Source organism: Pectobacterium atrosepticum (assembly GCF_000740965.1).
GTDB classification, from domain to species: Bacteria; Pseudomonadota; Gammaproteobacteria; order Enterobacterales; family Enterobacteriaceae; genus Pectobacterium; species Pectobacterium atrosepticum.
On the sequence record NZ_CP009125.1, the window covers coordinates 4,953,362 to 4,972,669 of the forward strand.

At 53.0% G+C, this 19,308-nt stretch carries 21 protein-coding genes; 2 read left to right on the plus strand and 19 right to left on the minus strand.

Annotated elements, in window-relative coordinates:
* Positions 1–91: 91 nt before the first annotated feature.
* Positions 92–1,015 carry a nitrogen assimilation transcriptional regulator NAC gene (nac, locus tag GZ59_RS22015; protein WP_011095938.1) on the minus strand — a complete coding sequence of 308 codons (924 nt, stop codon included), beginning with the start codon at positions 1,013–1,015 and terminating at the stop codon, positions 92–94.
* 346 nt (positions 1,016–1,361) lie between these two features.
* Here nac and GZ59_RS22020 point away from each other — a divergent pair, with 346 nt between their 5' ends.
* Positions 1,362–2,564 (plus strand): pyridoxal phosphate-dependent aminotransferase, encoded by a 1,203-nt coding sequence (locus GZ59_RS22020; RefSeq protein ID WP_039294527.1) that lies wholly within the window; start codon positions 1,362–1,364, stop codon positions 2,562–2,564.
* A 69-nt stretch (positions 2,565–2,633) separates the two neighbouring features.
* On the opposite strand, the gene GZ59_RS22025 is transcribed toward GZ59_RS22020, so the two are convergent.
* Genes GZ59_RS22025 through GZ59_RS22040 form a run of 4 tightly spaced genes read right to left on the minus strand, consistent with a single transcriptional unit; the run spans position 2,634 to position 5,940 of the window.
* A complete protein-coding gene (locus tag GZ59_RS22025; RefSeq protein ID WP_039294530.1) occupies positions 2,634–3,407 on the minus strand; it encodes a 5-oxoprolinase subunit PxpA in 774 nt (257 codons plus the stop codon).
* Positions 3,407–4,399, minus strand: a complete 993-nt coding sequence (locus GZ59_RS22030; RefSeq protein WP_039294533.1) for a 5-oxoprolinase subunit C family protein — start codon at positions 4,397–4,399, stop codon at positions 3,407–3,409. The genes GZ59_RS22025 and GZ59_RS22030 overlap by 1 nt, the downstream gene beginning before the upstream one ends.
* The gene (gene pxpB / locus GZ59_RS22035) at positions 4,396–5,097 is read right to left on the minus strand and encodes a 5-oxoprolinase subunit PxpB (RefSeq protein ID WP_039294535.1); all 702 of its coding nucleotides are present in this window, start codon (positions 5,095–5,097) and stop codon (positions 4,396–4,398) included. The genes GZ59_RS22030 and pxpB overlap by 4 nt, the downstream gene beginning before the upstream one ends.
* A gap of 3 nt (positions 5,098–5,100) precedes the next feature.
* Positions 5,101–5,940: a transporter substrate-binding domain-containing protein gene (locus GZ59_RS22040; protein ID WP_011095944.1), complete on the minus strand. Its 840-nt coding sequence runs from the start codon at positions 5,938–5,940 to the stop codon at positions 5,101–5,103.
* Between the two features lie 261 nt (positions 5,941–6,201).
* On the opposite strand from GZ59_RS22040, the gene GZ59_RS22045 reads away from it, so the two are divergent.
* Positions 6,202–7,119 carry a DMT family transporter gene (locus GZ59_RS22045; protein WP_039294538.1) on the plus strand — a complete coding sequence of 306 codons (918 nt, stop codon included), beginning with the start codon at positions 6,202–6,204 and terminating at the stop codon, positions 7,117–7,119.
* A 93-nt stretch (positions 7,120–7,212) separates the two neighbouring features.
* Here GZ59_RS22045 and GZ59_RS22050 read toward each other — a convergent pair whose 3' ends face one another.
* The 14 genes from GZ59_RS22050 to GZ59_RS22115 are packed head-to-tail and all read right to left on the minus strand — an operon-like array spanning position 7,213 to position 19,304.
* Positions 7,213–8,439, minus strand: a complete 1,227-nt coding sequence (locus tag GZ59_RS22050; protein ID WP_039294542.1) for a beta-ketoacyl-ACP synthase — start codon at positions 8,437–8,439, stop codon at positions 7,213–7,215.
* Positions 8,439–9,170 carry a 3-ketoacyl-ACP reductase FabG2 gene (locus GZ59_RS22055; protein ID WP_039295361.1) on the minus strand — a complete coding sequence of 244 codons (732 nt, stop codon included), beginning with the start codon at positions 9,168–9,170 and terminating at the stop codon, positions 8,439–8,441. Before GZ59_RS22055 ends, GZ59_RS22050 begins: the two co-directional genes overlap by 1 nt.
* 38 nt (positions 9,171–9,208) lie before the next feature.
* Entirely contained in the window at positions 9,209–9,691 is a 483-nt protein-coding gene (locus GZ59_RS22060) for a hotdog family protein (RefSeq protein WP_039294544.1), read from the minus strand.
* The gene (locus tag GZ59_RS22065) at positions 9,684–10,841 is read right to left on the minus strand and encodes a beta-ketoacyl-[acyl-carrier-protein] synthase family protein (protein WP_039294547.1); all 1,158 of its coding nucleotides are present in this window, start codon (positions 10,839–10,841) and stop codon (positions 9,684–9,686) included. Before GZ59_RS22065 ends, GZ59_RS22060 begins: the two co-directional genes overlap by 8 nt.
* A 1-nt stretch (position 10,842) precedes the next feature.
* Positions 10,843–11,418 carry a DUF3261 domain-containing protein gene (locus GZ59_RS22070; protein ID WP_039294550.1) on the minus strand — a complete coding sequence of 192 codons (576 nt, stop codon included), beginning with the start codon at positions 11,416–11,418 and terminating at the stop codon, positions 10,843–10,845.
* A complete protein-coding gene (locus GZ59_RS22075) occupies positions 11,415–13,736 on the minus strand; it encodes an MMPL family transporter (RefSeq protein WP_039294553.1) in 2,322 nt (773 codons plus the stop codon). The genes GZ59_RS22070 and GZ59_RS22075 overlap by 4 nt, the downstream gene beginning before the upstream one ends.
* Positions 13,708–14,313: a LolA family protein gene (locus GZ59_RS22080; protein ID WP_039294556.1), complete on the minus strand. Its 606-nt coding sequence runs from the start codon at positions 14,311–14,313 to the stop codon at positions 13,708–13,710. Before GZ59_RS22080 ends, GZ59_RS22075 begins: the two co-directional genes overlap by 29 nt.
* Entirely contained in the window at positions 14,310–14,732 is a 423-nt protein-coding gene (locus GZ59_RS22085) for an acyl-CoA thioesterase (protein ID WP_011095953.1), read from the minus strand. Before GZ59_RS22085 ends, GZ59_RS22080 begins: the two co-directional genes overlap by 4 nt.
* Positions 14,732–16,447 (minus strand): glycosyltransferase family 2 protein, encoded by a 1,716-nt coding sequence (locus GZ59_RS22090; RefSeq protein ID WP_039294560.1) that lies wholly within the window; start codon positions 16,445–16,447, stop codon positions 14,732–14,734. The genes GZ59_RS22085 and GZ59_RS22090 overlap by 1 nt, the downstream gene beginning before the upstream one ends.
* Positions 16,438–16,827: a 3-hydroxyacyl-ACP dehydratase FabZ family protein gene (locus tag GZ59_RS22095; RefSeq protein WP_039294563.1), complete on the minus strand. Its 390-nt coding sequence runs from the start codon at positions 16,825–16,827 to the stop codon at positions 16,438–16,440. Before GZ59_RS22095 ends, GZ59_RS22090 begins: the two co-directional genes overlap by 10 nt.
* Complete coding sequence (locus GZ59_RS22100) at positions 16,814–18,169, minus strand: AMP-binding protein (protein WP_039294566.1); 1,356 nt, start codon at positions 18,167–18,169, stop codon at positions 16,814–16,816. The genes GZ59_RS22095 and GZ59_RS22100 overlap by 14 nt, the downstream gene beginning before the upstream one ends.
* A complete protein-coding gene (locus GZ59_RS22105) occupies positions 18,166–18,741 on the minus strand; it encodes a COG4648 family protein (RefSeq protein WP_181023464.1) in 576 nt (191 codons plus the stop codon). The genes GZ59_RS22100 and GZ59_RS22105 overlap by 4 nt, the downstream gene beginning before the upstream one ends.
* Before the next feature lie 15 nt (positions 18,742–18,756).
* A complete protein-coding gene (locus GZ59_RS22110) occupies positions 18,757–19,005 on the minus strand; it encodes an acyl carrier protein (RefSeq protein ID WP_039294572.1) in 249 nt (82 codons plus the stop codon).
* 20 nt (positions 19,006–19,025) lie between these two features.
* Positions 19,026–19,304 carry a phosphopantetheine-binding protein gene (locus tag GZ59_RS22115; protein ID WP_308460546.1) on the minus strand — a complete coding sequence of 93 codons (279 nt, stop codon included), beginning with the start codon at positions 19,302–19,304 and terminating at the stop codon, positions 19,026–19,028.
* Between the last annotated feature and the right edge of the window lie 4 nt (positions 19,305–19,308).

The window sequence follows — 19,308 nt, forward strand, 5'->3', positions numbered from 1 at the left end:
GCACATAGGCAAGATGTCCTGACAACACTCTACCCTGACCGCTATGCGGGTCAGTAAGAGGGTTTCGCTTTACGGGGATAAGCGCGGCTTATTAACTCACCAAGGTCAAGGGTCGGTTGTCTGGTGTTCTATCCGCCATTAGCGACAGAAGAATATTTTTCACGACTTCCGCAGGTTCAGAGAGCGACAGATGATCGGACATACAGAATGAGAGTGACGCATAGATATCTGGATCGATGATTTTCGCCATCCACGCATTGGAGGCATTCAACATGCTACGCGCCGCCGAATCCGGCATGATCGTACAGCCCATACCCGCCGCCAGAACGGCATTGAGCGTGGTTTGCGATTCAATTTCGCATTTAACCTGATAGGTCAGCCCCTCTTTTATAAACGCCTCATCCACGATTTTGCGCATAATGTTGTAAATACGTGGTAAGAACAGATTGTGTTGTGCGACCTCCGCCAGCGTAATTTCTTTTTTCGGTTTCATCAGGCTATTTGGGCAAACAAAGCACAAAGGTTCTTTCATCAAGGGAATAAAACGCAGCCCGTGGATATTTCGGTTGTCATAAATCACCGCCATATCCATGCGACCATTCATGATCAACTCGCTCAACGTAGTGCCGAAATTTTCATTGAAATAGAGAACAATGCCGGGATACTGGCGCTGAACTTCAGCCATTAAAGGAAGCGCAAGCTGCTGAGCCGCCGTTCCCGGCGCGAGCCCTACCGACACACTGCCACTCAATTCTCCACCCGCTCGATCAATGGCACTCTGTGCCTGCGCGCACTGGCGTAAAATCGCCTGGGCGTGACTATAAAGGATCTTCCCCGCGTTAGTCGGCGTGACACCCCGCTTGGTGCGGATCAACAGTTTCTGGTTCACTTCACCTTCCAGCGTAGCAAGTTGCTGGCTCAACGCAGGTTGGGCGATATGCAGAATATCCGCAGCCTGGGTCAGGCTACCCACATCGACAATTTTGATGAAATACTTCAAGCGACGCAGATTCATTGATGGTGTCTCCCTCATATCACAACATCCATACAAGCAATGCATGTGCCAGTTATGATGCGCCTCAACGACAGTCGTGCCAGCAAAGGTGGGAACTGAAATACGCTACGTCCAACCTTCTGGTGGAACGCACCGTTGCAGAGCAGATCCACGACCCGTTGCATCACGAAGGGATAAACCGTTCGGTTAACTATCGCATTCAGTTATGTCCCCACAACAAAGCAGTATTAACGGCTCACACCATCGGTTCCCTATCCTCAACACACGTCACCTCGTTATTGATGACATTCACCTACTGCGCCCCTGCGTGGTCTCCCGCTGACTCATGACCTGGAACACCTGTGATATGCCAGATATTGCCGATCGACTTAATAACATTGCTATTTCCGCGTCCGTCGCGATGACGCAAAAAGCACGTGACCTTGCCGCTCAGGGTATTGATGTGGTTGGGCTTTCAACCGGTGAACCGGATTTCCCTACTCCGGTGCACGCGATTGAAGCGGCTTATGCTGCCGCACTCGCGGGTGATACGCGTTATCCGCCGACCGACGGTACACCCACGCTACGGGCGGCTATTCAGCGCAAATTCAAGCGCGATAACCATCTCAACTACGACATCAGCCAAATCATTACCTCTGGCGGTGCACGGCAGATTATTTTCAATGCCATGATGGCAACGATAAATCCGGGTGATGAAGTGGTCATCCCCACACCTTCGTGGATAAGCTACGCCGACATCGTGAAATTTGCTGGCGGTACGCCAGTGCCAGTCGCTTGCCGTGAAGAACACGGTTTTAAACCCTTGTCGCAAGATATTGCTCATGCGATCACGCCGAAAACCAAATGGCTATTGCTGAATTATCCGAGCAACCCTACGGGGTCTGTGGCAAGCCGCAGTGAGTTGCAGGCTATCGCCGATGTGATGTTGGATAATCCACACGTCTGGGTCATGACCGATGATATTTACGAGCACCTGACTTATGACGACTGCGAATTTTTGACTATGGCGCAGGTCGAGCCACGCCTGTTTGATCGCGTACTCACGGTAAACGGTGTATCAAAAGCATACTCGATGACAGGCTGGCGACTGGGCTTTTGTGGCGGCCCTGTCGCGTTAATCAAAGCAATGAGTAATGTGAACACGCAAAATGCGGGCGGCATCGCGACATTAGCGCAGGCAGCAGCAATTGCCGTATTAGATGGCCCACAGGATCTGCTTAAAGAACGCGCCGCGATTTATCGCCAGCGTCGGGATTTCGTACTGGAAAAACTGGCAGCCATTGACGGCCTGCGCTGCCACAAACCGCAGGGCGCTTTTTATCTGTTTGTGAATATCGCCCATTTTATTGGCAAGACGAGTGCTGGCGGGCGGCGCATTGAAAGCGATGCTGACTTTGTCATGGCACTGATTGAAGAGCAACACGTCGTGACGGTGCAAGGTGCCGCCTATGGCATGAGCCCGTATATTCGTCTTTCTTACGCCACAAGCATGGAACGCCTTGAGACGGGATGCGCACGCCTGGGTGCATTCTGCAACGGTTGTCATTAAACGATCCCTCTTCACTCAACACAGGGTGAAGAGGGTAAAAATGAGGTTCTCGCCAGTTAGCGGGGGAGCTTATGATGGGGCGATAACATCCGCTGCGGGCGCGACAGTTCCACCACAGGCTTCGATTTCACTACGAACAATGGCAGCCAGTTCGACCGACCCCGGCGTGTCGCTGTGTACCAAAATAGACTGAGCGCGAACAGAAATCATATCCCCTTCAATGGTCTTGACCGTGCCTTGTTCCAAAAATTGGCGTACACGGTCGCGCACCTGTGTTTCTTCACTAATCAACGCCCCAGCGGTGCCGCGCGGCACCAAATGCCCCTGTGCATCATAGGCGCGATCCGCTAAGAATAGCGTGAGGCTTCTCAATCCAGCCTCACGGGCGGCGCGTTCGATAATAGTATCCGGCTGAGAGAAAATAATCATTTCAGGATCAAGACGATGAATGGCCTGCATCACCTGAAGAGCCAATATGTCATCGCGGTTGATCATATTGCCCATCGCCGCATGAAAACTGACGTGCGAAACACGCATGCCTTCATTTTCTGCCAACGCGCATAGCGCACCAATTTGATACACCACCAGTTGGCACAGTTCGTCAGCGCTAAAGGCCATTTCTTTGCGCCCAAAACCTAATTTATCAGGCAAGCCTGGATGCGCGCCGATCCCCACACCGTGGGCTTTTGCCAGCCGCACCATCCGCGTCATGATCGCCGGATCGCCGGCATGAAAGCCACAGGCAATATTGGCGGACGAAACAATCCGCATCATGGCATCATCATCGCAGACACGCCAGACGCCAAAACCTTCGCCCATGTCAGAATTCACATCAATTTTCATTATGTCCTCTGCTCAATCATCGATGCCAGCGGCAGCGCGAACACTTTCAGACGTGCCAACCAGCGCTCAGTGGCTCGTCGTACCACAACGGCCTCTTTTGCGTCGCTTTGAATAAACTGAATCGACTTCCCAGCCTGTAGCTGACCAAGACGCCAGAGATCTTCTTCAATCACACAGGCCATTTTGGGATAGCCGCCCGCCGTATTAGCATCGCTCAACTGAATGATTGGCTCACCCGCTGGCGGGACTTGTACAATGCCGGGGATGAGCCCGTAAGAACGCATATCAATAACGCGGGAAGGCTGGATAGGTTCACCCGCCAATCGGTAACCTGTTCGGTTACTTTGCAACGACACTTGCCACGGTTGCTGCCAGAAACGTGCCGTGTCGTTAGCAAACAGGTGATACTCCCCCGAGGGAATTGCGCGGATGGGTAGGACGCCATTCTCGGCGACAGGGAAAACATCTCGCAGGGCGATATCCGGCGGTTCAACACCCATACCGCAAGCGGGCAGCGGCGGAGCGGTGGATTCGCCGACGGGCAAGATATCCCCTTTCTCTATCGGCCGACCGTGTAACCCGCCAAAACTACCGCGCAGCGCCGTACTACGCGACCCCATAACCAGCGGCACATCAATGCCCCCCGCGACACACAAATAACCGCGAGCACCGGAGCGTGGGAAACGCATTTCCAACACCTGATCTTTTTCCACGCGACAACCCCACCACGGCGGTAGCTCCACACCATCAAGTAGAGCACGGCAATCTGCCCCCGTGAGCGCAATAGACATCGCTTGATGAAAGCGCACACACAGTGGGAAAACCTGCACTTCAATAGCAGCGGCGTTATCGTCGTTGCCGAGAAGCGTATTCCCCACCCGTAATGCCAGCGGATCCATTACGCCGCTCACCGATACGCCAAGATGCCGAAAATGCGTACGCCCTAAATCCTGTACCGTATTCAGTGCGCCCGTTCGCTCAATTTCAATCACAGCTCAATCCTCTGCGGTATAAAGCGGATGGTATCGCCTGGCGCCATCAACGCAGGGCTATCCGCTAGGGGATCAAACATCGCCAGATCGGCAAAACCAATGGCATTCCAGCCGTTCGGCCCTGTCAGCACCGACACACCCGTTTGTGGCCCACCGATGGTGACCGTGCCTTTAAGCATATTGAGCGACGGCACTTTTTTACGTGGCGTAGCAAGTAACGGATCAAGACCGTGCAAATAGCCAAACCCCGGTGCACTACCAAGAGCAAATACCGTGTAGTTGCCCTGATAGTGACGGCGAATCACCTCTTTCGCAGAGAAGCCCGTATGGCGACAGACGTCATCCAGATCGCTCGCCAGCTCGCCGCCGTATGTCACAGGAATATCAATACGTTTGCCTTCAGGGTGAATCTCACTGGCCTGCTGCCAATAACATCGCAGCCGTTGCGGGAAATCATCAGGATCGTCCGGTGTCACACGCAACAAAACCAGCAGGTTAGTCACACCAGGAATTAATGACTCCACCTCATCACGCCCTGCGAGCATCTGTGCCAGCGACCAGATACGGCGCTGAACAGCCAAGCTGAACTCGCCCGGTGCTTCAACCAGCCAGGCACGGCTGCCCATCGTGGATAGCTTTACCGTATCGGCATTCTCGGCTTTATTCAGCATAGGCAGGTCATGTGCTAACAGCCCCATAACTTATTCCAGCGGTTCAAATTTCAGGTTAGCCAACGGCTGAACGCGTTCTTCGCGTACCATTTTGTATTCGGTATTAGGGCCAATCCAAGTATCCCAAATACCATCAATGGTGCCGTTATCATCCATGGTTTTCAGGCTGCTGTTGACCTTCGCCAGTAGCGCGGGTTCATCGCGTTTCATGCCCACACCAATCGGCTCCAGCGCCATTGGCTCTTTTATCATCGCCAGCTCAATGCCATCTTTTTTCGCCTGAGATATCATTTTGATACCCGTCATGGTGTTGGTCACAAAACCTACGGCTTTATTTTGCTGTAGCGCTAGGAAAGCAGAGGCCGAATCCTGGAAAGTTACCGCTTTGCCGCCTTTCAGGTGAATGGATTGCTCAGATGTGGTGCCTTTGGTTGCGCTAATACGTTGGCCTTTGAAATCCTCAATAGCCTTATCCGCATTGGCTTTTTTTACCAACAGCATCTCTTTAGCGACATAGTACGGGTCGCTAAACTGAATCTGATTACCACGGGTTTTGGTATAGGCGAGGTTGGCAATCAGCACGTCTGCACGCCCTGTCGCGATGACCGCGATACGAGCCTCCACGGAGGTTGGAACCAGCGTAACCTTCACCCCCATCTCTTTTGCCAGTGCATGACACAAATCCACGTCCATGCCTGCCAGTTGGCGAGTTTTCGGATCGGGGGAGGAAAACGGCGGCACATCGGAATAGACCGCACATTGCAGATCACCGCGAGCGGTAATGTCGGAGAGCAAATCCGCTTTCGCCGGTGAAAAAACCAAAACCAGTGGCAAAGCCAGCACCGAACAAGCGCTATATTTCAAAGTCATGATGTTTCTCCAAAGTGTGAATTCGTTGAATACACGCCGTTGACTGCTAGCTCAGCGCTATTTATGGACTAAAAACGACTATATCGGCATTGCACTGAAGGAGGTAAGACAGAAACCCTGTTGCGGGATATGTAATTTATATGACGTCGGACGGGTAACAATAAGTAAACGTTATTCTGGCAGAGCAAAATTATCTTATCGGACGCATGATGGCCGTAATAAGGTTGTGCGGTCTACGTACGTAACTAATAGGGTAATGCCATGAATGCCAGACTCGGGGTGTCGCTGAAAATCCTCTCAGCACTGTGCGCCACGCTAATGCTGGCCTGTGTTAAAGGACTAAACGGTGCGATCCCTACCGGTGAGGTCATTTTTTTCCGATCTTTTGTCGCATTATTTCCGCTTCTGATTTGGCTGAAAATTCAGGGCAACATCCGGCAACGGATAAAAACTAAAAATATTTTCGGTCACCTAATTCGCGGTTTTTCCGGCACTGGCGGTATGTATTTTAATTATCTGGCACTGGTCTATATTTCGCTGGCAGACGCGACAGCCATTAGTTATGCCGCACCGCTATTTACCGTATTAATGGCGGCTATTTTATTAAAAGAAAATGTTCACTTTTCCCGTTGGCTAGCAGTGATAGTTGGCTTCTGCGGCATTCTAATTATGCTTTCCGCTAAGTTAACCATTAGCAACGGGCTATTTTCATCTGGCTTTGCGCTGGATGGTACCGCACTCGGTGCCACATTTGCCCTACTTGCCGCCGCCTGCGCGGCCACGTCGAATATACAAATCCGTTTTTTAAATGGCGTGGAATCACCCGGAGCTATTGTCTTTTATTTTTCCCTGATGACGACGCTGATTGGGCTGTTTACGCTGGTATTTGGCTGGAAAATGCCACATGGCTGGCAGTGGCTGTTACTCATAGGCTGCGGCCTGTTTGGTGGGATAGCACAAATTTTAGTTACCCTCAGCCTGCGCTATGCAGATGCGTCGCTATTGGCACCGTTCGATTACACCACGCTGGTGTGGTCGATGGTGATCGGTTATTTATTCCTCGATAACCTACCGGGATATGCCACCCTGATGGGGGCATCCGTGGTAGCGCTAGCCGGAATTTTCACTATCTGGTGCAATCGACGCCAACGTAAAGGACATATTTTCCGTTCATCCTAACAGCTGAGCCTGTGGCCCCAGCCGTTGTTAATCAATCATATAATCCCGCCCCCTTAGCGATGCCAGAGAGCAAATGTGGGTACTCTCAATCCATTATTGCCAACGGCGGAAAATCAGCGACGTATTGATGCCGCCAAAGGCGAAGTTATTAGACTGAATGTAATCAGTCTCAATATGGCGTGGCTCACCCATGATGTAGTCCAATTCGCCGCAGTCTTCCGCAGGTTGCCGTAAATTAAGCGTCGGTGCAAACCAGCCTTCACGCATCATCTCGATACTCATCCACGCTTCAAGCGCACCACAGGCACCCAGCGTGTGACCGAAATAGCTTTTTAGCGACGAAATCGGTGTGGATTTACCGAACACAGCGGCGGTTGCCAGACTCTCCGCGACGTCACCCCGATCGGTTGCTGTACCATGGGCGCTGATATAACCCACATCACTGGGCTGCAACCCTGCACAGCGCAGCGATCCTTCAATACAAATCTGCATGGTTTCACGCTGGGGCTGCGTGATATGTGCCGCATCACAGTTGGTGTAAAACCCAACCAGTTCAGCATAGATCGTCGCCCCACGCGCCAATGCATGTTCAAGCTCTTCCAGCACTAACGTACCAGCCCCTTCGCCGATAACCAAACCGTCGCGGCTGGCGTCAAAAGGAGACGGCGTAGTCTCTGGCGCATCGTTGCGTTGGCTGGTGGCAAACAGCGTATCAAACACGGCTGCCTCCGATGGACACAGCTCTTCCGCACCGCCAGCAACCATTACCGTCTGATAGCCATGGCGTATTGCTTCCCAAGCATAGCCAATCGCCTGACTCCCCGATGTACAGGCACTGGACGTCGGAATCACACGGCCGCGCAGCCCAAAAAACAGACAGGCATTCACCGCCGTAGTATGCGGCATCATCTGCACATAGGTCGTACCGGTAATATTATTGGTGTGCTTTTCTGTCAGCATGGTGGCGAATTCGCTCACCGGCCCCGTGCTCCCCGTTGAAGAACCGTAAGCAATGCCGGTTTCTCCATTCGTCAGCACCGGATGACCAATCAACCCTGCCTTTTCCAGCGCCAATTCGGTGGCTCGAGTTGCCATCAGGGACACGCGCCCCATCGAGCGGATGCGTTTACGCGTGTAGTGCTCTGGCAGACTGAAGTTATCAATCGGCGAACCCAACTGCGTATTCAGGCCATCATAAACCTGCCATTCGGGCATCTTACGTATAGCATTGTGCCCTGCGCGCAAACCGTCAGAGACGTTTTCCCAAGATTCACCGAATGCGGTAACCCCGCCCATTCCCGTTACCACCACGCGACGCATCACAGCATCCCTCCATTAATAGAAATGACCTGACGCGTGACATAACTCGCGATATCGGACATAAGATAACTCGCCAGCCCTGCGACTTCTTCCGCCTGCCCCATGCGTTTCATCGGGATCATCTTCATTGCTTCTTCAACGGCGACCGGCTCCATTTGAATCATGCCAGTATCAATCAAGCCGGGTGCGATGCAGTTTACGGTGATTTTTCGCTTTGCCAATTCAATAGCCAACGCTTTCGTTGCGCCGATAATGCCCGCTTTCGCTGCGCTGTAGTTGACCTGCCCCCGATTCCCCATAATCCCGGAAACAGAAGACAACGTGATAATTCGTCCGCCTTTACGCAAGCCGATCATCGGCATCACACAGGGATGGATCACGTTATAAAAGCTATCGAGATTGGTGTGAATCACGCTATCCCAAGCCTGCTCGTCGAGGGCGGGAAAGGCGCCGTCACAGGTGATACCGGCATTACTGACCACGCCATAGTAGGCACCGTTCGCCTCAATATCCTGTTCAATAACGGTACGACACGTTTCTCGATCGGCAATATCGAAGCTCACAATACGACCGAAGCCGTTTTGATCCGAAATCTGGCGTAAGGTTTCCTTTGCCCCATTTTCATCCCGGTGATAATGCACAACCACGATAAAACCATCCGCCGCCAGACGCCGTGCAATCGCTCGACCGATCCCTTTGCTGGCACCGGTCACTAACACAGAACGCGTCATGCTTATTTTTCCGGTTTTAATAATAGTTTTTCCGGTTGTCATAATGGCTTTCCCTGTTCTAAAAGTATGTTTAACTCACGATCGTCGGGTTGATAGGTGTTCAACCGACCAGAGGCATACTTCTCTCCATCAATCGCTATTTCACCCTCAAAGCTACCAATTTTTTCGTCACGCATCACCAGCGTAACGGTCACATCAAGCAGGGATCCGGCAGGGAAAATAGCCTGTTGGCAGTGATAACCCCGCCCGCCGAGCAGCATGCCGGGACGCGGCTTCTCTTGCAACCCGAGGCTCTGACGCCCGTGCCAGCCAGACCAGACTCCGATCGTTTGAGCAATAATTTCGATACCAAACCAGGCTGGCAGATGTCCCTGTGCATTCAGAAACGGTGCCAAAATCCCCTCGCGGCTGACCGCCACACGACAGTGCGCGTGTTCATCATCAACATGGATCACCTCGTCCACCAGCACCATCGGGGCTGAATGGGGCAGATAATCTGCCGCAGCCAGATACTCACTCATGATTCTTCCCCAAAATCAGACACGTATTATTACCGCCAAACGCAAAGGAATTAGACAGAATCACCGAGCGGGCAAGCGGCGCAGACTCACGGAGCAAGCCGCATAATGGCAGTGACGCATCGGGGCGACTGTGTGAGAAATCCTGCGCTGGCAAAGGAAGATCACGCGTCAAAAGTAACCAGCAGAGCACGGCCTCACTAATACCGGCGGCACCCAGCGTATGGCCGGTGAGGTGTTTGGTTGAGCTACAGGGCACGCGATCGCCAAAAACGGCGTGAACCACATTAGCCTCAATCTGATCGTTCAGACGTGTGGCAGTACCGTGTAAATTGATATAACCCACATCCTCAGGCTGCAATCCGGCTTGTGACAATGCCATATTCATTGCGCGAATCGCCCCTTCACCTTCCGGGTGCGGCGCTGACATATGGTGAGCATCGGACGACTCACCTAAGCCCAAAACCGCCACACGATCGGGCTGTTTTCCGATCAACATCAGCGCAACGCCTTCACCGATCGTGATGCCATTACGTTCTTCACTAAACGGTTGGCAACGCGTTGAAGAGAGTGATTCAAGGCTATCGAAGCCATTCAGCGGCATACGACTCAGCGTATCTGCGCCGCCAACGATAGCCACATCCACCAGCCCGGCATCGATCAATCGTTTACCGCTGATCAGCGCTCTGGCGCTGGAAGAGCAGGCAGTTGATAGGGTGTAAGCTGGCCCATTTAACGCCAGATAGGCCGCCAAAAACTGGGAAGGATCGCCAAGTTCCTGCTGCGCATAGTGATAAGTGGAAAGATGTTCGCTGACATAGCGGTCGGCTTCATCCAACCCTGAAGTACTGGTTCCCAGAACCACCGCGACGCGGTCAGGGCCAAACTGCGCGATAGCCGCGTCCACTTGGGCCCGAATTTGCTCCAGTGCGGCCAGCAATAACTGGTTATTACGGCTGTTATGCGCAGCTAACTCCACCGGAATGGTCGGTAATTCCGCATCAACATTCCCGGTCCAACAGGGCTTATCATGCAATAACCATCCAGAGTCTGGACGCATGCCCGGCGCATGGCCGCTGGCAAGGTTGTCGGCAATCTCATCCAAATTATTGCCCAGCGCATTCAGCGCACCAACGGCGTTAATGTAAATCATGCTAGCTATCCAGATGTTGAATCACGATGTGATAACCAAAGACGAATTGCTGAACGCTGATCGGCACGCGCTGGTTATTCCGCGTCATATAGCGAATTTCAGTAATCAGCGTGCCGCGATTGTCACGCAACTGTCTCTTATCACCGCTATCTTTCAGCGACCAACCCGCTGGCAACTGCGTCTGCCACACCGCAATCGGCCAGTGGCTCAACATGATATCCGCCAGTACCTGACTGGCTGGCGGCAACTGAGGCAAGACAATGGACTGCTCAGAATGAATACCCTGAGCATCGTAGGTGACCTTAAACAGACGAATACCGATAGAGGAAAGCCCAACCAGCGACAGTTGCTTATCATCGGCATTCAACATCACCAACAGCGATTGCTGCTTACCGTCAAAGGTCCCCGTCAACAGCTGCTGTTCGTTGACCGACGGGGTAATCGCGGGTGCGGGTAGCGTCACTTTCACACCCGGTTTGAGCCACGCCTGTGGACGGTTGTCATCATGCTGCTTGCTGGCACAACCGCTCAATACCAGCACACCAATGAGCAGAAGCCCGCGTCGCAATAATGTCATTTCCGTTTCCCTTTTGAATCAGGCAACGCCAGAGGCGCTAGCAAAAAGGCGGTAAAAATACCGCTACAAAGCACAATCCCGAAGCTGCTGATGGCCTGAGTGCTGCTGAAAACCAACATACCCAGCGTCAACAGCGCGACGCACATCGCCAGCGTCACCGCCAGTAGCGAAGTCATCGGCGTACCACGCGGGTTGCTGAAAAATAGCGTGTAATTGATGCCAATACCCAGAACCAGAACCAACGCGAGTAATGAGAACAGGTTCAGCGAATGACCACTTAACGCCAGAACCGCCAAACCGCTGCCTAGCGACAACACCGACGGCACCACATTGACGACTCCACGACGTAGCCCAAGACGAATAACGTAACTCAGCGCAATCACTGCCAATGCTGCCGTCAGCAACCATCCCAGCATGGCGCGATAGAAACCGAACAGCGTGTCGAAGGTTGCTTTTCTGTCGATCCACTCCACGCCCGGCAGCGTTTTGGCCATCTGTCCCAGCGCAGCGCTATTGCTCACGCCGCTTACCGGAACCAGAACACCACTTTTCCCATTAGGTAACGTCAGCCACAGCAACCGCCATCCTTCACTTATTGGGCTATTCAGCCAGCGTTCTGGCGTTACTGGCATAGGCTGTATATCCGGCATGGCAACATCAACACCCGTGTCATTAAGACGCCCGATCACCGTTGCTGCTGCCGAAGCAATAAGCTGGCTATCACGCTGTTGCTGGGCCTGCGAAGAAAGCGGCAGTAACCGATACTGCTTTAACCACGCCTGTTGCTGCGCGTCACTCAGTTTCGGGGCGAGCTGTTCCAGACGCAGCAATGTCTCCTCCGCGCTGTCGCCGTAGACGACGAACCAGGTTTGATCGGCGCTCTGACCTGTTAGCGCCGTCAACTGCCGCTCTTGTTGCATCAAATCCTGCGGCAGCGCCTGTAGCTGGGAAATATCATCATTAACCTCCAGCCGCAGCAGCCCCACGATAGAAAGCACCAGTAGCGCCAGTGGAATCCCCACACGCACGACGCGCTGACGCCGCCATGCAGCCAGCCAGCGCCCCATCAACACCATCGCGGGAACCGGTCTAACGGGTAGCCCTTTAACCAGAAAAGGATACCAGCACACCACGGTCAGACAGGAGGCCGTCAGCCCGGTTGCAGCGAACACCGCCAACTGCTGTAAGCCGGGGAACGGTGCCAGTGCCATGATCAGGTAGGCTACCACAGCGGTGCCCAGCGCGAGCAAAAGGGCTGGAAGCACCTTTTTCAGGCTTTCCATTGCGGAAACATGACCGCCGTGAACCATCCTTTCGGTCAAATAATAGAGTGTATAATCCGCTGAAATACCGACGATGCTGAGGCTCATCACCAGCGTCATCAAATGCAGCTCACCGAATAGCAGCAGGGTGAAGACGGTACCTGCTAGCGCACCGATACCCACCGATAATCCACATAACAGCAGCGGTCGCGGTGAACGAAAGACAAAGAAGATCAGCAGCAGTACGCCAGCCACGGTGGCGACACCAAGGGTCGAAACATCCTTTTTAGCCTGTTGGCTGGCATAGTTACTGAACAATACCGTCCCGCGTGTTAATACCTCGGCGTCGGGGTATGCGGCCTTGAGATCGCGCTCAAGGATACCCAGCTTATCAACCAATTGTTGGTTACGCGCCATGTCGAAGGAACCACCGCTGAGCTCACCGTGCAGAAAATACCAGATACGACCTTGCGCATCTTTTGCCGTTAGCCAGCCTTGTGACAGCCCCAGTTGGCTGGCATTTTGCTGCAACGCCAGTTGTGATCCACGCACCAGCATTAAGGGATCGTGATTCAACTCCTTGCCGCTTACGCCAGCAAACGCGGAATAAAGCTGTGCCAGTACCCAATCAGCCTGCGCTACGCCGCCATTTTCCAGCCGCGCACGCGTGGTGGGATCGACCAGACCATTGCGATGTTCAAAAACGAATTTTCCCCACCGCTGCTGCTGCTCGGCATCAATCGGGCCGTTGACCTGTTGTAGATCGGGAAGCGCACGCAGGTGTTTCAGCCACCAGTCCGCTACAGCGGGTTCCGCCTGCTTGCCCGGCGTCACCAGCCACACCATCTGCCGATCGAGGCGCTGCATAAAGCCTTGCTGTAGCTCAGGGGGAAGTGCGCCCATCGATTGCTTGGGTAACAGTGCCAATACGCTACTGTTGATCTGCGACTTCGGCAGCAACAGCGCCAGCGCCGCGATCAACACGACACAGCAGCCAACCCAAACCAGCGCCGCGCGACGGATACCGTCAGAAAACGAAACGCTGTAGCTCATCATCGCTTAACATCTGGGGTTCGATCCGCTGATTGCTCAGCGTAATTCTGGTCATGTCGCCCTGGCGGTCATCCAGTTCAATGCCGTCAAGAAACGCACCGCCGTTCAGCGTAATCGTGTTGAACAATTTATCTAACGGCGACGTTTTTGGCGTCAGCACCAGCCGCCACTGCTGCTTACCGAGATCGGTAAAATTGATGGAAAAATTCTGCTCTAATACGTGGCGATCGGCCTGAAACAAAGCACGTAGCAGGTGGTTAAACTGAAACATCTGCGGGTTGCTTTCCGCCGTGACAATCTGCGGCGCTTGCCCGTTCATCACCTGAACCATACGCGTCTCGTCCAACACCATCGTCAGCGGAAACGGCGCAGCCTGATGCCACCACAGCCCTTTATCCTGCGCGATCAGCAGTTGCCCGCCAGATTTAAGCGGCTTCGCCATGCCTTTTATTTCACGCAGTTGGGTGAAATCGGCACGTACAACCGGCTGGCTACTGAATTGCTGTTGTAAATCATCAAGCGTAACGGCCTGCGCCACACTGCTCAACAACACAAAAACTCCGACAATCAGTCGTATCATGGCGTCACTCCAAGGCGCTCAAATAAAATAGAGGGAGAAACAAAACTCAGTTCACGACATCCTTCCTGTACCGCGACCTGAATCGTATAACCAGTCGTCGTGCGTTGGCCGCTTTCAGCATCGAAAATCAGGTAAGCGATGCGCAAACGGTTCTCGACTTCTTCGATAGTGGCGCGAATGCGTATACGTTGTTCGTAAGTCAGCGCCGCACGGTATTTCACCCGTGTATCCACCACAGGCCAGACATAGCCAGATGCCTGCATTTCGCGATAGCCATAGTTAAATTTGCTGAGCAACGCCTCGCGCGCGACTTCAAAAAAACGAAAATAGTTACCGTGCCACACCACGCCCATCGGATCGCAGTCATGGAAAGACACGGTGAGTTCAACTTCATGGCTTAAGCGGGGATCGTTTAGCACTATGACTCCTTTTTCCCAGCAGTTCGGCCGTCATCATCAGGCAGACTCCAGAAATCAAAAAAATTAAACCAGTCGAGTGGGGATTTCAGCGCATAGTGCGCCAGCCGTTCGGCATAGCGATCGACAACCTGCTGTAAGGCCTGCTGTCGGGTTGGACGCGGCAACGTAATGCTATCGGCAAAGGGTTCGCAGTAGACACGCAGCTTTTTCTGCTCGCGGATAACAAACATCAGTAATACGGGGCAACGTAGCGCCGCGGCCAGTACAAAAGGCCCTTGAGGAAAAGGCGCTTCTTTTCCCAAAAACGGGCTCCACACCACACGCCGAACACCGCCGCGCTGACGATGCACCGCCGTGCGATCGCCGACAATCGCGACCCATTCACCGGCATCCAGCTTTTGTTGCAGCATAATTGCGGTATCCGGCCCAATGTTGCTGACAGGGATAAGATTCACACCGGCCTGCGGCGCGATCTCTTCCAGCACCTGTTTAAAACGCTGGGAGTTTTCAGTAAACACCAGTGCGTTAATCACCAGCCCACTCACCTGTGGTGCCAGCGCCCGGCATACCTCGATATCGCCAAGGTGCGAGGCCAGAATCAACTGCCCTTTTTGCCTGCCGTGCTCAATGGCTTCTTGTGCACCGGGAGCAAAATCAATATCGCGGCCCCAGTGTAGATCGCCACGCCAGCTGGCGATTTTATCCAGCATCGCCTGACCAAAACGGAGAAAATGGTGATAGCTGTTGAGCGGTTTGGGCAGCAGGATATCTTGCTGATGCGCATACTCCCCAATTTGCCGCAGCCATGACTGAGACGCCTTGCGTGCAGTGCGGCCTGTCAGCCAGTAAAACGCGATAACAGGCCAGAGAAACAGCGTAAACACCCCGCGACCTAACCGTTGATAGACCGCCAGCATAAACCGCATACCGAGCAAACCCTTGCGTTCCGACACGCCAGCCCAGTGCTGCTGACGCTGCCGCATGAGTAACACGGGAATACGTGGAAGCATGCCGAAAAATAAGCGGGTATGCATCCAGGAAATCCGCAGATTGTCGTGTAACGCATCAAAATGAGACAGGCCGTTTTCTGGATACGTCACTGCCGTTTCAATAAAGCGACTGGACGTTCCCGCCCAGTACAATCGCACCATAATTTCCGTATCGAAATCCATACGGCGACCAAGAGACTTCCGAGAGAGAAGAGATACCGTGGCCGCAACCGGATAGACACGGAAACCGCACATGCTGTCCTTGATGGAGAGGGATAGCGTTTCAATCCAGACCCAAACGTGGGTGACATAACGCCCGTAAAGGCGTGATTTAGGCACCGAGTCATCGTAACGCGGTCGACCGGAAATCAGGCAATCTGGGTGCGTTTTTGCCTCATCCAACAAAAGCGGCGCATCTTCAATCTGATGCTGCCCGTCGGCATCAACCTGTAAGGCATGGCTAAACCCTGCCTGCGCGACGGCTTCAATACCGCGCATCACCGCGGCACCTTTCCCGCTGTTGTGCGCCAACCGAATCAACGTCACACCGTCATTTTCCGCTGCCAGCAGATTGAGAACATGCTGCGTTGCCGCATCACTGCCATCATCAACAATAAAAACAGGAAGCGCTAACGGTGCCAAGCGTGCCAGCACCGATGCCATCATGGCACCGTGGTTATAACAGGGGATCACCACGCAGGGCGAGAATACGCCATTTACTGACATGGACTGTCTTCCCTAATCGGCGTGAGCTTTATTTTTCCGCTGCTGGCTGTGCGCTCAGTATCGCCCTCCAGAATGCTGTAGCTAAACGTCAGCGATTGCCTTCCGGCGTGCCATGTCAGCACCAGACGCAGCGTTTTTCCGGGCAAAATCGGCTGCTGGAATTTAATGTTTTCAATAGACAAGAACGTCCACCCTTGCGCCAGCATCGTCGTCGCGTAATGCATGACCCAATCCAGCTGTGCCACACCGGGCAGCAGCGGCTGCCCCGCAAAGTGACCATTGAACCAGAACAGGTCAGGGTCAACCTGTAGCATCAATTCAACCTGAGACGTTTCATCCGTCTTTTTTACATCGTGCCGGACAAGCTCAACGGGCAACATGAAACAATTCCTGTATCTGCGGCCAGGCACGTTTACTCTGGCTATTGTGGGGAATAACGTCGACGACGCGCCAAAAACGCGGCATCGCTAACGGCTCCAGCCATTTTTGCAATTCATGCCGCCATTGGCGTTTCAAATTTGGTAAGTCAGCGAGCTTGTCAGGGGTGCGCAACACCAGCACCACGCCAATCCCGCTACGCTCTGGGCGCGTCACCTGAAGCGCGACCACATCGGCAATATCGGGCAGATCGAGTAAACGCCGTTCTATCTCGCTTAGCGAGATGCGCTTATCTTCGATCTTCACCACTCGGTCATGTCTGCCGCACAGTTGAAAATGGCCGCCGTCATCAAACACCAATCGGTCATCCAGCTTGTGTCCCTGAGCATTGGGAATCAGCGCCGACTGCGCCCACCAGTTATCTTGGTCATCACGCCGTAGTGACACACCGGGAAATAATTGCCACGGCACGGTATCGGTCTCGCGCGATCGCCATGCTAAAACGCCCGTTTCTGTACTGCCGTATATTTCATTGATAGGGTGCGTAAACCACTCCGCTGCCGCTTCGGCATGCACCCAAGGTAATGTTCCTCCCGCGGAGACGATCAACGAACATAAAGGAGCAGAAAGCGCACGATCGATGCGGCGTAAGAATGCCGGGCTACTAATAAACGCGTAACGCTGCTGGCGATTTTGTGAAGTAAGCTGTTCGGTATAAAGCAGTTGGCGGCTATCAAAGCGCAACCCCAGCGCCATCGGTAACCAAATGCGAAACGTCAGCCCATATAAATGCTGGTGGGTGACGGAAGCGATCACATCACAACCTTGCAAATGCACACCCCAACGATCCGCCAGCCAACGCGACTCTTCATCCAGACAGCGCACAGGTTTAACAATCTGACGTGGCTTCCCGGTAGATCCTGATGTGAACAAGACAACACAGGCATCATCCGGCATGGGAGGTAACTCGGCCTCAGAGACGTCCACCGTCTCAGCCGTTAGGGTAAATACCGGGCAATCCAGATGCAGCGACACATCCGTCAATAACCCATCAAACTCATCTGCCTGTTCTTCTAATACTGATTGGCGGCAATGACCAGGAATGACAGGCGTTTTTCCCGCATGCAAAGCAGCCAAAAGCCCGATCGTGAAGCGGTAGCTGTCTTCAAAACACAGCGCCCAACGCATCTCATGCCGCAGGCTTAGCTGCTGACAAAGCGCAATCACCTGCGCTTTCAGCATGCTCAACGTGAACGTACTGGAACCATTACTGGCAACAATGCGCTGAGGGGCATCATTCTCCGACAGCCAGTCATTGACGGCGCGGACAGTGAACCCGTTCATACGCGCTTCCTCAGACGCTGGCGTATCAACCACTCTCCCCCCATCAACAATCCCATAAGCACATAGCTGATCACGCCGTTCCATAACGTCCACCAATGAAGATTGCCGACAAGACAGGTCAGCACGGCGATACTGCCGTTAAAAATAAAAAACCAACACCAGACTTTCGTCACACGACGCGTATAGGAAATCGCCTGTTCGGGGAGTTCAGGTTCCCGAAGTCGGGCAAGACGCTCTACAAGCGGCATGCCGCTATAAAGCGAGCCACCAAAAAGCATCAACATGACGCTATTTACCGCAACGGGATACCACAGCAGCCAGCCACCATCGCGCAGTAATAAACTGGCAACGGAAAGTGCAATCCCCATCGCAGCCAGCCACAGCGCAGTCCCTTTAAATACATTGTTGGCAAATAAACGGTTCTCATCACGCAACGTAGCGAAACGCAGAACAAACATTAGCGCCAATACCGCAAGTAGCCAGCGATGCTCAGGGTGCGTGATGCTAAACCAGGCCAGAAAAGGCCAAGCGAGCGTCATTAAGATGTTCAGACTACTTATCAGCACACGCATCACTTGGCAGACTCATCAGCCTTCACGGAGCAGATTTTCTACTGCATCCGCCACATCCTGCACGGTACGCACGGATTTAAAAATTTCTGGCGATATTTTACGCCCGATGCGTTTTTGCAGGTGAACCACCATATCCACCGCATCAATGCTATCTAACTCAAGATCTTCATAGAGGCGGGATTCAGGTTTGATATCATCAGCATCCAGTTCAAATAACTTGACCAGTAAGCCTGTAATCTCCTGATAAATTTCGTTTTTATCCATCATCAACTCATTTTTTACTATCAGGCACTCACAGCGCGCTGAGTGTTAATAAAAGTAGCAAGGGTGGCAACAGAAAAAAAGTGTTGGCGCACCTCTTCACTTTCAGCAGAAAGTACGACGCCGTAACGGTTTTTAACCGCTAATCCCAGCTCAAGTGCATCGATAGAATCCAGACCAAGACCCTCGCCAAAAAGCGGAGCGTCCGTTTCTATTTCATCAACACTGATATCTTCAAGATTAAGAGAATCAATAATCATCTCTTTGATTTCAATAAATAGACTTTCCATATGTATTTCCAAATGG

Excerpts from the sequence above, each read along its gene's own strand:
- nac (WP_011095938.1), bottom strand. The coding sequence starts at position 1,015 with ATGAATCTGCGTCGCTTGAAGTATTTCATCAAAATTGTCGATGTGGGT.
- GZ59_RS22020 (WP_039294527.1), top strand. The coding sequence starts at position 1,362 with ATGCCAGATATTGCCGATCGACTTAATAACATTGCTATTTCCGCGTCC.
- GZ59_RS22025 (WP_039294530.1), bottom strand. The coding sequence starts at position 3,407 with ATGAAAATTGATGTGAATTCTGACATGGGCGAAGGTTTTGGCGTCTGG.
- pxpB (WP_039294535.1), bottom strand. The coding sequence starts at position 5,097 with ATGGGGCTGTTAGCACATGACCTGCCTATGCTGAATAAAGCCGAGAAT.
- GZ59_RS22040 (WP_011095944.1), bottom strand. The coding sequence starts at position 5,940 with ATGACTTTGAAATATAGCGCTTGTTCGGTGCTGGCTTTGCCACTGGTT.
- GZ59_RS22045 (WP_039294538.1), top strand. The coding sequence starts at position 6,202 with ATGAATGCCAGACTCGGGGTGTCGCTGAAAATCCTCTCAGCACTGTGC.
- GZ59_RS22050 (WP_039294542.1), bottom strand. The coding sequence starts at position 8,439 with ATGCGTCGCGTGGTGGTAACGGGAATGGGCGGGGTTACCGCATTCGGT.
- GZ59_RS22055 (WP_039295361.1), bottom strand. The coding sequence starts at position 9,170 with ATGACGCGTTCTGTGTTAGTGACCGGTGCCAGCAAAGGGATCGGTCGA.
- GZ59_RS22060 (WP_039294544.1), bottom strand. The coding sequence starts at position 9,691 with ATGAGTGAGTATCTGGCTGCGGCAGATTATCTGCCCCATTCAGCCCCG.
- GZ59_RS22065 (WP_039294547.1), bottom strand. The coding sequence starts at position 10,841 with ATGATTTACATTAACGCCGTTGGTGCGCTGAATGCGCTGGGCAATAAT.
- GZ59_RS22070 (WP_039294550.1), bottom strand. The coding sequence starts at position 11,418 with ATGACATTATTGCGACGCGGGCTTCTGCTCATTGGTGTGCTGGTATTG.
- GZ59_RS22075 (WP_039294553.1), bottom strand. The coding sequence starts at position 13,736 with ATGATGAGCTACAGCGTTTCGTTTTCTGACGGTATCCGTCGCGCGGCG.
- GZ59_RS22080 (WP_039294556.1), bottom strand. The coding sequence starts at position 14,313 with ATGATACGACTGATTGTCGGAGTTTTTGTGTTGTTGAGCAGTGTGGCG.
- GZ59_RS22090 (WP_039294560.1), bottom strand. The coding sequence starts at position 16,447 with ATGTCAGTAAATGGCGTATTCTCGCCCTGCGTGGTGATCCCCTGTTAT.
- GZ59_RS22095 (WP_039294563.1), bottom strand. The coding sequence starts at position 16,827 with ATGTTGCCCGTTGAGCTTGTCCGGCACGATGTAAAAAAGACGGATGAA.
- GZ59_RS22100 (WP_039294566.1), bottom strand. The coding sequence starts at position 18,169 with ATGAACGGGTTCACTGTCCGCGCCGTCAATGACTGGCTGTCGGAGAAT.
- GZ59_RS22105 (WP_181023464.1), bottom strand. The coding sequence starts at position 18,741 with ATGCGTGTGCTGATAAGTAGTCTGAACATCTTAATGACGCTCGCTTGG.
- GZ59_RS22110 (WP_039294572.1), bottom strand. The coding sequence starts at position 19,005 with ATGGATAAAAACGAAATTTATCAGGAGATTACAGGCTTACTGGTCAAG.